10 protein-coding genes are annotated in these 14,636 nt (G+C 69.3%); 6 read left to right on the forward strand and 4 right to left on the reverse strand.

Annotated elements, in window-relative coordinates:
* Window positions 1-334 precede the first annotated feature (334 nt).
* The 3 genes from leuD to TSB10GB4_RS20490 form a co-directional block, all read right to left on the reverse strand.
* Complete coding sequence (leuD, locus tag TSB10GB4_RS20480) at window positions 335-940, reverse strand: 3-isopropylmalate dehydratase small subunit (RefSeq protein ID WP_186397245.1); 606 nt, start codon at window positions 938-940, stop codon at window positions 335-337.
* Between the two features lie 29 nt (window positions 941-969).
* On the reverse strand, window positions 970-1,920 hold the full coding sequence (gene argC / locus TSB10GB4_RS20485; protein WP_186397246.1) for an N-acetyl-gamma-glutamyl-phosphate reductase: 951 nt from the start codon (window positions 1,918-1,920) through the stop codon (window positions 970-972).
* A 165-nt stretch (window positions 1,921-2,085) separates the two neighbouring features.
* Entirely contained in the window at window positions 2,086-2,673 is a 588-nt protein-coding gene (locus TSB10GB4_RS20490) for a peroxidase-related enzyme (RefSeq protein ID WP_186397247.1), read from the reverse strand.
* Between the two features lie 244 nt (window positions 2,674-2,917).
* Between TSB10GB4_RS20490 and TSB10GB4_RS20495 the strand changes: the two genes are divergently transcribed.
* A complete protein-coding gene (locus TSB10GB4_RS20495) occupies window positions 2,918-7,714 on the forward strand; it encodes an NAD-glutamate dehydrogenase (protein WP_186397248.1) in 4,797 nt (1,598 codons plus the stop codon).
* The gene (locus TSB10GB4_RS20500) at window positions 7,711-9,138 is read left to right on the forward strand and encodes an MFS transporter (protein ID WP_186397249.1); all 1,428 of its coding nucleotides are present in this window, start codon (window positions 7,711-7,713) and stop codon (window positions 9,136-9,138) included. Before TSB10GB4_RS20495 ends, TSB10GB4_RS20500 begins: the two co-directional genes overlap by 4 nt.
* An 88-nt stretch (window positions 9,139-9,226) precedes the next feature.
* Here the strand turns inward: TSB10GB4_RS20500 and typA are convergent, their stop codons facing one another.
* Complete coding sequence (typA, locus tag TSB10GB4_RS20505; RefSeq protein ID WP_186387602.1) at window positions 9,227-11,050, reverse strand: translational GTPase TypA; 1,824 nt, start codon at window positions 11,048-11,050, stop codon at window positions 9,227-9,229.
* Window positions 11,051-11,219: 169 nt separating this feature from the next.
* Here typA and TSB10GB4_RS20510 point away from each other — a divergent pair, with 169 nt between their 5' ends.
* The 4 genes from TSB10GB4_RS20510 to folK all read left to right on the forward strand — a co-directional run bounded on the left by TSB10GB4_RS20510 (window position 11,220) and on the right by folK (window position 14,585).
* On the forward strand, window positions 11,220-11,717 hold the full coding sequence (locus TSB10GB4_RS20510) for a MarR family winged helix-turn-helix transcriptional regulator (RefSeq protein ID WP_186397250.1): 498 nt from the start codon (window positions 11,220-11,222) through the stop codon (window positions 11,715-11,717).
* Window positions 11,714-13,042, forward strand: a complete 1,329-nt coding sequence (locus TSB10GB4_RS20515) for a multidrug effflux MFS transporter (RefSeq protein WP_208984905.1) — start codon at window positions 11,714-11,716, stop codon at window positions 13,040-13,042. The genes TSB10GB4_RS20510 and TSB10GB4_RS20515 overlap by 4 nt, the downstream gene beginning before the upstream one ends.
* 158 nt (window positions 13,043-13,200) lie before the next feature.
* A complete protein-coding gene (gene folP / locus TSB10GB4_RS20520; RefSeq protein ID WP_208984906.1) occupies window positions 13,201-14,079 on the forward strand; it encodes a dihydropteroate synthase in 879 nt (292 codons plus the stop codon).
* Window positions 14,076-14,585, forward strand: a complete 510-nt coding sequence (folK, locus tag TSB10GB4_RS20525) for a 2-amino-4-hydroxy-6-hydroxymethyldihydropteridine diphosphokinase (RefSeq protein ID WP_186397251.1) — start codon at window positions 14,076-14,078, stop codon at window positions 14,583-14,585. The genes folP and folK overlap by 4 nt, the downstream gene beginning before the upstream one ends.
* The last annotated feature ends 51 nt before the right edge of the window (window positions 14,586-14,636 follow it).

Below are 14,636 nucleotides of genomic sequence, written 5' to 3' on the forward strand. Positions count from 1 at the left end.
GTCTCTCCGGCGGCATCAACCCCGTGGAGTTGGAAGAGATGCTTGGACGTGTCCATGCCGATGCGCGTAATCTCGTTCATTGGGCGGCTCCTTCGATGTGTTGGGACCATCATCTTGGCGCAAAACGGCGCCGGATGGGGGCCGTCCACCCCAACGGGACCGGCGAGCCGAGGGCCTCTCGACAGCGCTCCCCCAATGCACCCCCCAAAAACAAAAAGAGCCGACGATCACGCCAGCTCTTCACAACCAAAAAGGCCGGCGCAAGGGCCGGCGCACCCCAAAACAAAAAGGCCGGCGCAAGCGCCGGCCCTTGGCAACGAAAAACGCTCCGCCCTCAGATCCAGGGGCGCTCGCCGTCGACCTTGCTCTCGAAGGCGCCGATCGACGGGGCCTTCTCCATGGTCAGGCCGATGTCGTCGAGACCGTTGAGCAGGCAGTGCTTGCGGAACGGGTCGATGTCGAAGCCGATCGAGCCGCCGTCCGGACCGCGGATCTCCTGGGCTTCCAGGTCGACCGTCAGCGTCGCGTTGGCGCCGCGCTTGGCGTCGTCCATCAGCTTCTCAAGGTCTTCCGGGCTGACGACGATCGGCAGGATGCCGTTCTTGAAGCAGTTATTGTAGAAAATGTCGGCGAAGCTCGTCGAGATCACGCAGCGGATGCCGAAATCGAGCAGCGCCCAGGGCGCGTGCTCGCGGCTCGAGCCGCAGCCGAAATTGTCGCCGGCGACCAGGATCTGCGCCTTGCGATAGGCCGGCTGGTTCAGCACGAACTCCGGGTTCTCGGCGCCGTCGTCCAGCGTCCGCATCTCGTGGAACAGCGCGGTGCCGAGGCCGGTGCGCTTGATCGTCTTGAGGAACTGCTTCGGGATGATCATGTCCGTGTCGATGTTGATGATCGGCAGCGGCGCGGCGACCCCGGTCAGCGTGGTGAATTTCTCCATGGGCGTTTCTCCTGCGAAAACGGACGCGATCAGGCGGCGAGGCTGGTGGCGGCGTCGACACCGAGCATCAGGTTGAGGTTCTGCACGGCCGCCCCCGAGGCGCCCTTGCCGAGATTGTCGTAGACGGCCATCAGCACCACCTGCGCCCTTGCGTCATTGGCAAAGACATGCAGGCGCATCCGGTTGGTGCCGTTGAAGATTTCCGGATCGAGGTCCGGCGCCTTGTCGGAGCCGCTGAGCGGCGCGACAGCGACGAAGGAGCCTTGCAGCGCGCCGTAATGCGCCTCCAGCGCGGCGTGGATCTCGGCCCCCGTCGGCGCCGTGGCAAGGCCTTCGAGCCGCAGCGGCACCGCCGTCACCATGCCTTGCGCGAAATTGCCGACCGCCGGCACGAAGATCGGCGTTGCGGCAAGGCCGGCAAAGCGCGTCATCTCCGGCAGGTGCTTGTGGTTGAGCGTCAGCGCGTAGGGCAGGAAGGCCGGCTTGGTCGCACCTTCCGCCTCATAGGCCTCGATCATCTGCCGCCCGCCGCCGGAATAGCCGGATATGGCGTTGACCGTCACCGGATGGTCGGCCGGCAGCAGCCCGGCATCGATCAGCGGCCGCAGGCAGGCAATCACCCCTTGCGGGTAGCAGCCCGGATTGGCGACGCGCTTCGAGGCGGCGATCGCCGCGCCCTGCCCGGCGGTCATCTCGGCGAAGCCGTAGTCCCAGCCCTCGGTGATCCGGTGCGCCGTCGAGGCATCGATCACCCGCGTGGTGTCGTTCTCGATCAGGGCGACACTCTCGCGCGCCGCATCGTCCGGCAGGCACAGGATCGTCACGTCGCAGGCGTTGAGCAGCTCGGCGCGCGCGCCGAGATCCTTGCGCCGCTCCGGCGCGATGGACAGGAGTTCGAGGTCGCGGCGACGGGCCAGGCGCTCGCGGATCTGCAGACCCGTCGTGCCGGCTTCGCCGTCGATGAACACTTTCGCGACCATGGTTCGTCTCCGTGAAAGGGGCTCCTCCGGAACGACAGCGTTCCGGACAGCCAACGCTCTGCCGGCGGCCGAAGGGGCTCCGGTCGCGGGCATCGGCTTGCGTTCTACACCAGGGCGCGGCCCCTGTCATGTGCGCCGGTCGAGGCGGTGCGACGGATCGCGGTCTCAGGCGGTCGCCGGCTGGCGCGCCATCGCGTGATACTCGGGATTGGGGCGCATGTCGGTCGCCGCCGCCACCCGGTTCGACATGTTGAAGAAAGCCGCCACCGCCGAAATGTCCCAGATCTCCCGGTCGGAAAAGCCGGCATCGCGCAGGGCCTGCCGGTCGCCCTCCTGCATTTCCGCCGGCCGCTCGGTCAGCTTCACCGCGAAATCGAGCATCGCCCGGTGGCGCGGCGACAGCTCGGCGAGGCGGTAGTTCATCACCATCAGCTCACCGAGTTCCGGGTCGCCCGAGAGCTGCCGCACCGCGGCGCCATGCGCGGTCAGGCAGTAGAAGCAGCGGTTCACCGCCGACACCGCGACGGCGATCATCTCGCGCTCCAGCTTGCTGAGGCCGCTGTCGGCCAGCATCAGGTCGTTGTACATCTGGGTGAAGGCGGAGAGCTTCGCCTCGTTGAACGCATAGGCGGCAAGCACGTTCGGCACCATGCCGAGCTTCTCCCGGCACTTGTCGAAATAGGCGCGCGTCGCCTCGCTGAGCTCGCCCTCGTCCGCGATCGCCAGCGCGATCGGCCGGTCCGTTGCGTCCATGTCATGCTCCTCCCTTACATCTGCCACGATATCGGTAAGCCCTTCCGAATTCGGACACCTTTGACCGATAGCGGTGAATCCGGTTCGGGAAAGGATTCCCTCGCGCCCCTACTCGCTCTAGCATGCCGTGCTACCGGCGGCGACCGCGGGATGCACTCCGCACCGGCCAGGCACGGTGGCAACGACAGAACCGGGCGCGATGGGATGACACCCGTTCAGACATGACCCGGATGGTGGGGGACCAATGCCCGAAGCACGTGAGCAAGAAAAAGCCCGACTGATCGACACGGTGGCGGGCGCGCTCGAACCCGATGTGGGAGGGTTTGCGCGCGACCTGTTCGCGCGCGGCGCGGCGGAAGATCTCATCAGCTATCCGGCCGGCGACCTGATGGCCATCGCCCGCACCGCCTGGACCGAGATGGCGACCCACCCGCTCGGCTCCCACCGCGTCCACATCTACAATCCCGCGCCGACCGGCGAGGACAGCCGGTTCGACGAGGTCACCGTCGTCGAGATCTTCAACGACAACATGCCGTTCCTCGTCGATTCGGTGATGGGCGAGCTGCAGGCGAGCGGCTTCGAGGCCCGCCTGGTGCTGCATCCGATCCTGACGGTCGAGCGCGACGCCGACGGCCGGCTCCTCGCCTTCCACGGCACCGCGAAGGCGAAGGCCGAGGGCAGCCGCCGCGAGAGCGTCATCCACATCCATGTCGGGCGGATCGACGCCAGCATCGAGCGCGAGCAGCTCGCCGAACGGCTCGACCAAGTGATGAAGGATGTGCGCGCCGCCGTCACCGACTGGGTGCCGATGCGCGAGCGCCTCGCCGCCGCCATCGCCACCTACAAGAACGCCCCGCCGCCGGTGCCGGTCGACGAGCTCGCCGAGGCGATCCAGTTCCTGGAATGGCTCGCCGCCGACAACTTCACCCTGCTCGGCATGCGCGAATATTATTTCGAGGGCGGCGTCGCCGAGGGCGAGCTGTCGCACCGGCGCGGCTCGGGCCTCGGCCTGCTCGCCGATCCGGACGTGCGGGTGCTGCGCCGCGGCTCGGAATTCGTCGTCATCACGCCGGAGATCCGCGAATTCCTGATGAAGCCGGAGCCGCTGATCGTCTCCAAGGCCAACGTCAAGAGCCGGGTGCATCGCCGCGTCCACATGGACTATGTCGGCGTCAAGGTGTTCGACGACACTGGCGAACTCGCCGGCGAATTGCGCATCGTCGGCCTGCTCACCGCCACCGCCTACACGCTCTCCACCCGCAGCATTCCCTTCCTGCGGCGCAAGGTCGACAGCGTGCTGGCGCGCGCCGGCTACGATCCGGACAGCCATTCGGGCCGGGCGCTGACCAACGTGCTGGAGAGCTATCCGCGCGACGAGCTGTTCCAGATCGACCCGGACCTGCTCTATCATTTCGCCCTCGCCATCCTGCAGCTCGACGAGCGCCCGCGCATCCGCGTGCTGGCCCGGCGCGACCGCTTCGACCGGTTCGTCTCGATCCTGTGCTACGTGCCGCGCGACCGCTACACCACCGAGGTGCGGCTGAAGATCGGCGCCTATCTCGCCAGGGTCTATGACGGCCGCCTGTCGGCCTGGTACGTCACCTATCCGGAAGGCCCGCTCGCCCGCGTCCACTTCATCATCGGCCGCGACCGGGGCGAGACGCCCGACCCCGCCCAGGAGGATCTGGAGCAGGACGTCGCCGGCATCGTCCGCACCTGGGCCGACGGCTTCCGCGAGGCGCTGCGCGCCGCCTATGGCGGCAACAAGGCGCTCGAACAGGCGACGCGCTATGCCGACGCCTTCCAGGCCGGCTACCGCGAGCTCTATGGCGGCGAGACGGCGCTCGCGGACATCCGCATCGTCGAGAAGCTGGGCGAAGCCTCCGACACCGCCCTCGCCTTCTCCCGCCGGCAGGAGGATGCGCCGAACCGGGTCCTGCTCAAGGTCTATCACCACCTGCGGCCGATCCCGCTGTCGGCGCGCGTGCCGATCCTGGAGAATATCGGCTTCAAGGTGATCAACGAGCGCACCTACCGCATCACCCCGTCCGACCGGCCGCTCGCCTATCTGCACGAACTGACGCTGGAGCCGGCGGGCGGCGGCGACATCGACCTCACCGACGACCTGCGCGGCCGGCTCGAGGCGATCTTCTTGGCGATCTGGCGCGGCCAGGCGGAATCCGACGGCTACAACGCCCTTGTCCTCAATGCCGGCCTTGCCTGGCGCGACATCGCCATGCTGCGCGCCCTGTCGCGCTACCTGCGCCAGGCCGGCATCCGCTTCTCCGAGGACTACATGTGGCGGACGCTGAACCGCTACAGCGACGTCGCCGCCCGGCTGGTCGAGCTGTTCCACCTGCGCTTCGATCCCGGCCTCGACGGCGCCGACCGCGCCCTCGGCGCGGCCCGGGTCGAGCAGGAGATCACCGACGCGCTCGACAAGGTCGACAGTCTCGACGACGATCGCATCCTGCGCCGCTTCGGCAACATCATCGCGGCGATGCTGCGCACCAATTTCTTCCAGCTCGACGCCCATGGCCAGCCGAAGCCGACCTTCGCCTTCAAGCTGGACCCGCAGCGCATCGAGGATCTGCCGCTGCCGCGTCCCTTCCGCGAGATCTTCGTCTACAGCCCGCGGGTCGAGGGCGTGCACCTGCGCTTCGGCAAGGTGGCGCGCGGCGGCCTGCGCTGGTCCGACCGGGCGCAGGACTTCCGCACCGAGGTGCTCGGCCTCGTCAAGGCGCAGCAGGTAAAGAACGCGGTGATCGTGCCGGTCGGCGCCAAGGGCGGCTTCGTGCCGAAGCTGCTCCCCGAGGGCGGCAGCCGCGACGAGGTCTTCGCCGAGGGCACCAAGGCCTACAAGATCTTCATCTCCTCGCTGCTCGACGTCACCGACAACCTGTCCGGCGACAAGGTCTGGCCGCCCGAGCGGGTCGTGCGCCACGACGAGGACGACCCCTATCTGGTCGTCGCCGCCGACAAGGGCACCGCGACCTTCTCCGACACCGCCAACGGCATCTCGGAGAGCCGCAACTTCTGGCTTGGCGATGCCTTCGCCTCCGGCGGCTCGGCCGGCTACGACCACAAGAAGATGGCGATCACCGCGCGCGGCGCCTGGGAGGCGGTCAAGCGGCACTTCCGCGAGATGAACCGCGACATCCAGCGCGAGCCCTTCACCGTCGCCGGCGTCGGCGACATGTCGGGCGACGTCTTCGGCAACGGCATGCTGCTGTCCAGGGAAATCCGCCTGGTCGCCGCCTTCGACCACCGCGACATCTTCCTCGATCCCGATCCGGATCCGGCCGCGAGCTGGGAGGAGCGCAAGCGCATCTTCGACCTCGGCCGCTCCTCGTGGAACGACTATGACACCGCGCTGATCTCGGAGGGCGGCGGCGTCTTCTCGCGCCAGTCGAAGTCGATCCCGCTGTCGCCGCGGGCGCAGGAGATGCTCGGCCTCACCAAGACCAAGGCGACGCCGCAGGAGGTGATGAACGCCATCCTGAAGATGCAGGTCGACCTGCTGTGGTTCGGCGGCATCGGCACCTATGTCCGCGCGGCGGAGGAGAGCGATGCCGATGTCGGCGACCGCGCCAACGACGCGATCCGCGTCACCGCCGGCGAGGTCGGGGCCAGGGTCATCGGCGAGGGTGCCAATCTCGGCATGACCCAGCTTGCCCGCATCGCCTTCAACCGGCGCGGGGGGCGCAGCAATTCCGACGCCATCGACAACTCCGCCGGCGTCAATTCCTCCGACATGGAGGTCAACATCAAGATCGCGCTCGGCGCCGCCGTGCGCGCCAACCGGCTGACCGTCGCCGACCGCAACGTGCTGCTGGCGGCGATGACCGACGAGGTCGCCGACCTGGTGCTGCGCAACAACTACCTGCAGACGCTGGCGATCAGCCTGACGGAAGCGCGCGGCATGGAGGACTTCGGCTACCAGCGGCGGATGATGCGCCAGTTGGAGCAGGCCGGCCTGCTCGACCGCGCGGTCGAGCAACTGCCCGACGAAGCGGCGCTCGACGAACTCGCCGCCTCCGAGACCGGCCTCACCCGCGCCGAGATCGGCGTGCTGCTCGCCTATGCCAAGATCACCCTGTTCGACCGGCTGCTCGACAGTTCGGTGCCGGACGACAGCTATCTGGCGCGCGAGCTGTTCCGCTACTTCCCGCCGGAAATGCAGGAGGCCTATGCGGCGGAGATCGAGGGCCACCGGCTGCGGCGCGAGATCATCTCAACCATGCTCGCCAACTCGATGATCAATCGCGGCGGCCCGACCTTCCTCACCCGCATCGCCGACCAGACCGGCGCCGAGCCGGCGCAGATCGCCCAGGCCTTCGCCGCCGTGCGCGACGCCTATGGCCTGACGATCCTCAACGGCGAGATCGACGCGCTCGACACCCACATCGACGGCCAGATCCAGCTCGGCCTCTACCGCGCGGTGCAGGATCTGGTGCTGGAGCAGTCGGTGTGGTTCTTGCGCAACGTCTCCTTCGCCGGCGGCCTTGAATCCGTCGTCTCGCGCTTTGGCGCCGGCATCGCCGCCCTCGCCCCGACGCTGGCCGGGCTGGTGCAGCCGGCGCTGCGGGCCGAGATCGAGGCTGAGACCCGGCGTCTCGTCGATGCCGGCGTCCCCGATCCGCTGGCCGCCCGCATCGCCCGCCTGCCGGTCGAGGCGGCCCTGCCCGACATCGTGCTGATCGCCGAGCAGACCGGGCGCGAGTTGACCGACGTCGCCGAGGTGTTCTTCCGCGTCGCCGGCCATTTCCGCCTCGGCGCGATGGAGGCCAAGGCGCGCGCCTTGAAGATCTCCGACTATTATGACGGGCTGGCGCTCGACCGGGCGCGGGCGACGCTGGCCGGCGCCCATCGCGACGTCACCGCCGAGGCGCTGGCCGCCGGCGGCTTCGACGCCTGGCTTGCCGCCAACGAGGCGCGGGTGGCGCGCACCGCCCGGGCCGCCGGCGAGATCATCGAGGGCGACCTGTCGGTGTCGAAATTCTCGGTCGCCGCCGGCCTGCTCGCCGAGCTTGCCGGATGAGCGCATCGCCTGCCGCCGCCGACCTCGCCGGGGAGGCGCATGTCGCGCACTCCGGCGAAGGGGACCTGCTGCCGCCGCGCCGGGGCGCGGTGGTCAGTTGGCTGTTCTTCGACTGGGCGGCCCAGCCCTTCTTCACGCTGGTCACCACCTTCGTCTTCGCGCCCTATTTCGCCTCCGCGCTGGCGGCAACGCCGGCGCAAGGCCAGGCGCTGTGGGGCTATGCCACCGCCGCCGCCGGCCTTTCCATCGCCCTGCTCGCGCCGGTCCTCGGCGCCATCGCCGACCGCACCGGCGCCCGCAAACCGTGGATCGCCGGCTTCTCGGTGCCGCTGCTCGTCGGCTCCGCCGCCCTGTGGTTCGCCGTGCCGGGCGAGCCATGGGCCATCGCCATCGCGCTTGTCGGCTTTGCCGTCGCGACGCTCGGCGTCGAATTCGCCACCGTCTTCAACAACGCCATGATGCCGGACCTCGTGCCCCGCGCCCGGCTCGGCCGGCTGTCGGGCAACGGCTGGGCGCTCGGCTATGCCGGCGGCCTCGTCTCGCTGGTCATCGCCCTCGGCCTGATGGCAGCCAGCCCGCAGACCGGGCTGACGATGCTGGGGCTGGAGCCGATCTTCGGGCTCGATCCGGCGACGCGCGCCGGCGACCGCGCCTCCGGTCCGTTCTCGGCGATCTGGTATGTCGTCTTCGTGCTGCCGCTGTTCCTCCTGGTGCCGGACGTGCCGCGCCGGCCGGTGACGCTGGGCGCCGCCGTGCGCCAGGGCCTCGGCGACCTCGCCGCCACCTTGCGCGAGGCCCGCGCCGACCGCCGCATGGTGCTCTTCCTCGCCGCCAACATGGTCTACAAGGACGGGCTGGTCGCGCTCTTCGCCTTCGGCGGCATCTATGCCGCCGGCGTGCTCGGCTGGTCCTCCATCGAGATCGGCACCTTCGGCATCCTGCTGACCATCACCGGCACGTTCGGCGCGGTGATCGGCGGCCGGCTCGACGACCGGCTCGGGCCGAAGCGGGTGATCTCCGGCGCCCTTCTCGTGTTGATCCTGTGCGGCCTCGGCCTCGTCTCGGTCGACCGCGACACGGTGTTCTTCGTCATCGAGACAGCTCCCGCGCAGCCGGGCGCGGGCCTCTTCTCCAGCCTGCCGGAACAGATCTTCCTGGTGCTCGGCGGCCTCCTCGGCGCCGCCGCCGGTCCCCTGCAGGCCGCCTCGCGCACGCTCCTGGTGCATGTCTCGCCGCCCGGCGCAATGACCCGCTATTTCGGCCTCTTCGCCCTGTCGGGCAAGGTGACGAGCTTCCTCGCCCCGCTCCTCGTCGGGCTCGTCACCGCCGCCACCGCCAGCCAGGCGGCCGGCATGGCGGTGATCCTGCTGTTCTTCGCCGCCGGCCTTGCGCTGCTGTCGCGGGTCGCCGATCGGCCACACTGATCACTCCGGAAACGAAAGCGGGCCTGAAACGAAAACGGGCGGGGTTGCCCCCGCCCGTTCAAAAGACATCGACTGACCTTGCTGCGCCTCAGGCGCTCTGCTTGGTCGCCGCCCGCTCCGCCCGCTTGCGGTCATGCGGGTCGAGCAGCGCCTTGCGCAGGCGGATGGTCTTCGGCGTCACCTCGACCAGCTCGTCGTCGTTGATGTAGGACAGCGCCGCCTCCAGCGACAGACGGATCGGCGTCGTCAGCCGCACTGCCTCGTCCTTGCCGGACGCGCGCACGTTGGTGAGCTGCTTGCCCTTCAGCACGTTGACTTCCAGGTCGTTGCCGCGCGTGTGTTCGCCGATCAGCATGCCGCGATAGACCTTGACGCCCGGATCGATCAGCATCGGTCCGCGCTCTTCCAGGTTGAACAGCGCATAGGCCACCGCCTCGCCGTCACCGTTGGAGATCAGCACGCCGGTGTGACGGCCGGCGATCTCGCCCTTGTACGGCGCGTAGTCGTGGAACAGGCGGTTGAAGATCGCCGTGCCGCGCGTGTCGGACAAGAGCTCCGACTGGTAGCCGATCAGGCCGCGCGTCGGCGCGTGGAACACCAGCCGGGTGCGGCCGGCGCCCGACGGGCGCATTTCCAGGAGGTCGGCCTTGCGCTCCGACAGCTTCTGCACGACGACGCCGGAATGCTCCTCGTCGACGTCGATGATCACTTCCTCGATCGGCTCCAGCCGCTCGCCGTTCTCGCCGGTGCGGAACACCACGCGCGGACGGCCGACGCACAGTTCGAAGCCCTCGCGGCGCATGTTCTCGATCAGGATCGCGAGCTGCAGCTCGCCGCGGCCGGCGACGATGAAGGCGTCGGCCTCGGTGCTGTCCTCGATCTTCAGCGCGACATTGCCCTCGGCCTCGTCCATCAGCCGCTTGCGGATGACGCGCGACTGCACCTTGTCGCCCTCGGTGCCGGCCAGCGGCCCGTCATTGACCCGGAAGGTCATCGACAGGGTCGGCGGATCGATCGGCTGGGCCGGCAGCGGCTCGCTGAACTCGGGCGCGCAGATCGTGTCGGAAACGGTCGCCTCGCTGAGGCCGGCGATCGAGACGATGTCGCCCGCCTCGCCCTTGTCGATCGGCTGACGCTCCAGCCCGCGGAAGGCCAGCACCTTGGAGATGCGGCCGGTCTCGACCAGCTTGCCGTCGCGCGACAGCGCCTTGACCGCCATGTTCGGCACCGCCTCGCCCGAGACGATGCGCCCGGTCAGGATGCGGCCGAGGAACGGGTTGGCCTGCACCGTCGTCGCCAGCATGCGGAAGGCGCCCGGCTCCGCCTTCGGCGGCTTGACATGGGCGCGCACCAGATCGAACAGCGGGTCCATGGAGTCCTTCGGACCCTCCGGATCGCTCGCCATCCAGCCCTGCTTGGCCGAGCCGTAGAGCACCGGGAAGTCGAGCTGCTCCTCGTTGGCGTCGAGCGCGGCGAACAGGTCGAACACCTCGTCGAGCACTTCCTCGGCGCGCTGGTCCGGCTTGTCGATCTTGTTGATCGCGACGATCGGGCGAAGGCCGAGCTTCAAGGCCTTGCCGAGCACGAACTTGGTCTGCGGCATCGGCCCCTCGGCCGCGTCGACCAGGAGCACCACGCCGTCGACCATGTGCAGGATGCGCTCGACCTCGCCGCCGAAATCGGCGTGGCCGGGCGTATCGACGATGTTGATGCGCGTGTCGCCATGGGTCAGCGAGGTGACCTTGGCGAGAATGGTGATGCCCCGCTCCCGCTCCAGGTCGTTGGAATCCATCATCCGCTCTTCCGTGCGCTGGTTGTCGCGGAAGGCGCCCGACTGCTTCAGCAGCACGTCGATCAGGGTGGTCTTGCCATGATCGACGTGCGCGATGATGGCGATATTGCGCAAGTCCATGTTCTGGCTGCTCCGGAAATGACAACGCGGGCCCACCGGGACCCGCGGATTTTCGCGCCCTCTATACAGTCAGAGCCGGATTCTTGCAACGCAGCATTACGCGGCGCCGGCTTGACAGGCGCGCAAGGTGGGCGCATTTGATAAGGCAGACATATTATCTGGAAAGCTTATGGAACCCGATCTCCCGACCCGGCCCCTCGGGTTTCTCGTCGGCGACATCGCCCGGCTGCTGCGCCGCCGCTTCGAGAAGGCGCTGGCTGAGGCCGACACCGGGCTGACCGTCGGCGAGGCGCGCACCCTTGCCTTTGTCGAGCATTATCCCGACCAGCGCCAAGGCGCCCTTGCCGAGCGCTTCGGTGTCGAGCCGATGACCATGTGCGGCTTCCTCGACCGGCTGGAGGCCGCCGGCCTCATTGCCCGCCGGCCCGACCCGTCCGACCGGCGGGCCAAGCTCGTCGCCCTGACGGCGGCGGCCGAGCCGGTGCTGGGCCGCATTCATGCCGAGGGCCTTGCCATCCGCCGCGCCGCCCTTGCCGGCATGAGCCGGCCGGAGATGGACGCGATCTATGCCCTGCTGGAGCGCATGCACGCCAATCTTCATACCTCCACCGACCAGACATCCCACCAGACGCCCGACCAGAAGACAGGCCAACCGGACCGCGCATGAGCAGCACCGCCCCCGCCACCGTTTCCCAGGCGATCGACAGCCTTCCCCCGCTCGACCCCGCCCTTGCCCCCGGCGCCCCGCGCGCGCAGACCGGGCGGCCGGCCCCGCCGGACGGCGGCCCGATCATGAGCGAGATGCACACCTCGCTGCTCGGCGCCGCGCTGGTCGCCATCGGGCCGATCACCATGGCCCTCTACACCCCGGCAATGCCGGTGCTGGCCGAGGCCTTCGGCACCACGCAGGCCGCGGTCAAGCTGACGCTGACCGCCTATTTCGCCGGTTTCGCGCTGACCCAGCTCGTCTGCGGCCCGCTGTCGGACGCCTTCGGCCGCCGGCCGGTCACAATCGTCTTCCTAGCGCTCTATCTCGCCTCGACGGTGCTTGCGACCTTCGCCCCCACCATCGAATGGATGATCGTCGCCCGCACCCTGCAGGGCGTCGGCGCCTCGGTCGGCGTCGCCGTCGCCCGCGCCATCGTCCGCGACCAGTTCACCGGCCAGACCTCGGCCCGGATCATGAACACCATCGCCATGATGCTGGCGGTCGGCCCGGCGCTGGCGCCGACCATCGGCGGCGTCACGCTGGAACTGTTCGGCTGGCGCGAGATCTTCTGGGCGATGCTGATCTACGGCCTTGTCCTCGGCCTTGCGGTGCTCGCCTGCCTGCGCGAGACCAATCCCTATATCGACCGCGCCAACCTGCGGCCGCGGGTGCTGCTGCGCAATTACTGGACGCTGCTGAGCGACCCGCGCTACATGCAGCCCAGCCTGCTGGTCGGCTTCGGCATCGGCACCATCTACACCCTCGCCTCGGTGCTGCCCTTCGTGATGATCGACCATGTCGGCCTGACGCCCAGCCAGTTCGGCTTCGGCATGATGGTGCAATCCGGCTCGTTCATCTCCGGCACCATCGTCGCCGGCATCGCCATGCGCCGGGTCGACGCGGCGCGGCTGCTGCCCTTCGGCATGACCGGCATGGTCGCCGCCGCCACGGCGCTGCTCGCCTCGCTGCTGCTGCTGCCGCCGACCTTTCTTGGGGTGATGCTGCCGGTCGGGGCCTTCGCCTTCTCCCTCGCCCTGTCGCTTCCCTCCACCACCAGCGCGGCGCTGCAGGGCTTCCCGCGCATGGCCGGCGCCGCCTCGGCGCTGATGGGCTTCCTGCAATTCGGCGCCGGTCTCCTCGGCAGCCTGGTGATCGCCGCGCTCGGCAATCCGCTGCTCGGCATCACCCTGGTGCCGCCGGCCATGCTGTTCGTCGCGGTCGCCTCCTATCTGCTGCTCGGCCGGATCAACGCCCGCCGCGACGCGGCGCCGGGCAAGGCCTGACGCTGCGGCATGCCGCGTCATGCGATTGGGCCTTGACGCGGCGGGGCGAACGTCGCAAACCCGCGAGCGAAACGCCCCGGCCGTAGTGCCGGGCCGGGACCTCGCGCCGCAGCGGGTCCGCGCCAGACCGGGGCATCGCACAAGCCGGGGCATCGCGCATGACATCATCTCACCGGGAGCACGGGTCCCCTTCGCCGGCCCCGCAGGCACGGGCGCCGCGCCTCCTGCGCCATAGCCGCGGCGTGCTGCCGTTCGACCGGCCGCGGGTGATGGGCATCCTCAACATCACGCCGGACTCCTTCTCCGACGGCGGCCGCTTCCTTGCCCGCGACGATGCGCTCGCCAGCGCCCGGCGGATGATCGCGCATGGCGTCGACGTCATCGATGTCGGCGCCGAGAGCACCCGGCCGAACGCCCTGCCGGTGCCGGCCGAGGAGGAATGGCGCCGCCTCGCCCCGGTGCTGGCGGCGATCATCGCCCTCGGCGCGCCCGTCTCCATCGACACCTACAAGGCCGACGTCGCCGCGAAGGCCTGCGCCCTCGGCGCGGTCATCGTCAACGACATCTGGGGCCTGCAGAAGGATCCGGCGATGGCCGCCACCATCGCCGAGACCGGCGCCGCCGTGATCATGATGCACAACCGCGAGACCACCGATCCCGGCCTCGACATCATCGCCGATATCGACCGCTCCTTCGAGCGCTCGATGGAGATCGCCGCCCGCGCCGGCATTCCGCCGGAGCGGCAGATGCTCGACCCTGGCATCGGCTTCGGCAAGACGCCGGACCAGAGCTACAAGACGATCAACCGGCTGGAGCATTTCGCCCGCCACGGGTTGCCGCTGCTGGTCGGCGCCTCGCGCAAGCGGCTGATCGGCGCCGTGCTCGATGTCGACACCGAGGACCGGCTCTACGGCTCCCTCGCCCTGCACACCATCGCCTTCCTCAAGGGCGCGGCGATGGTCCGCGTCCACAATGTCCAGCCGCATGTCGATGCCGCCCGCATCGCCCATGCCACCATGAGCGAGCACGCCGGATGAGCGCAGCCCAACACGAGGATCTGGTGCGCGCCGCGCTCGGCCTCGGATCGAACATCGGCGACACGCTCGGCCATCTGGAGGCGGCGCTCGCCGCGCTGGCCGCAACGCCCGGCATCGTCGTCGTCGCCCGCTCCTCCGACTACCGCACCCCGCCCTGGGGGCCGGTGCCGCAGGACGACTATCGCAACGCCTGCGTGGTGATCGAGACCCGGCTGTCGCCGCGCGCCCTGCTCGACCGCTGCCTGGAGATCGAGCGCGGCCTCGGCCGCGTCCGCGATGTCCGCTGGGGCCCGCGCGTCATCGATATCGACGTGCTGATCTATGGCAACACGCGGATCGAGGAAGACGGCCTGACCATCCCGCATCCGCGCATGGGCGAGCGCGCCTTCGTGCTGGTGCCGCTGGCCGAGATCTGGCCCGATGCGCCGCTCGGCGACGGCCGCACGGCGCGCCAGGCGCTCGCCACCTGCCCGGGCCGCGACGAGGTCCACCCCATGAGAGACTGATCCGGGGCGCGACTGATCCGGGCCCCGATCCGGGCCGCGAGCGATCCCGCC

Source organism: Stappia sp. TSB10GB4, assembly GCF_900185745.1.
In the GTDB taxonomy this organism is placed as follows: domain Bacteria; phylum Pseudomonadota; class Alphaproteobacteria; order Rhizobiales; family Stappiaceae; genus Stappia.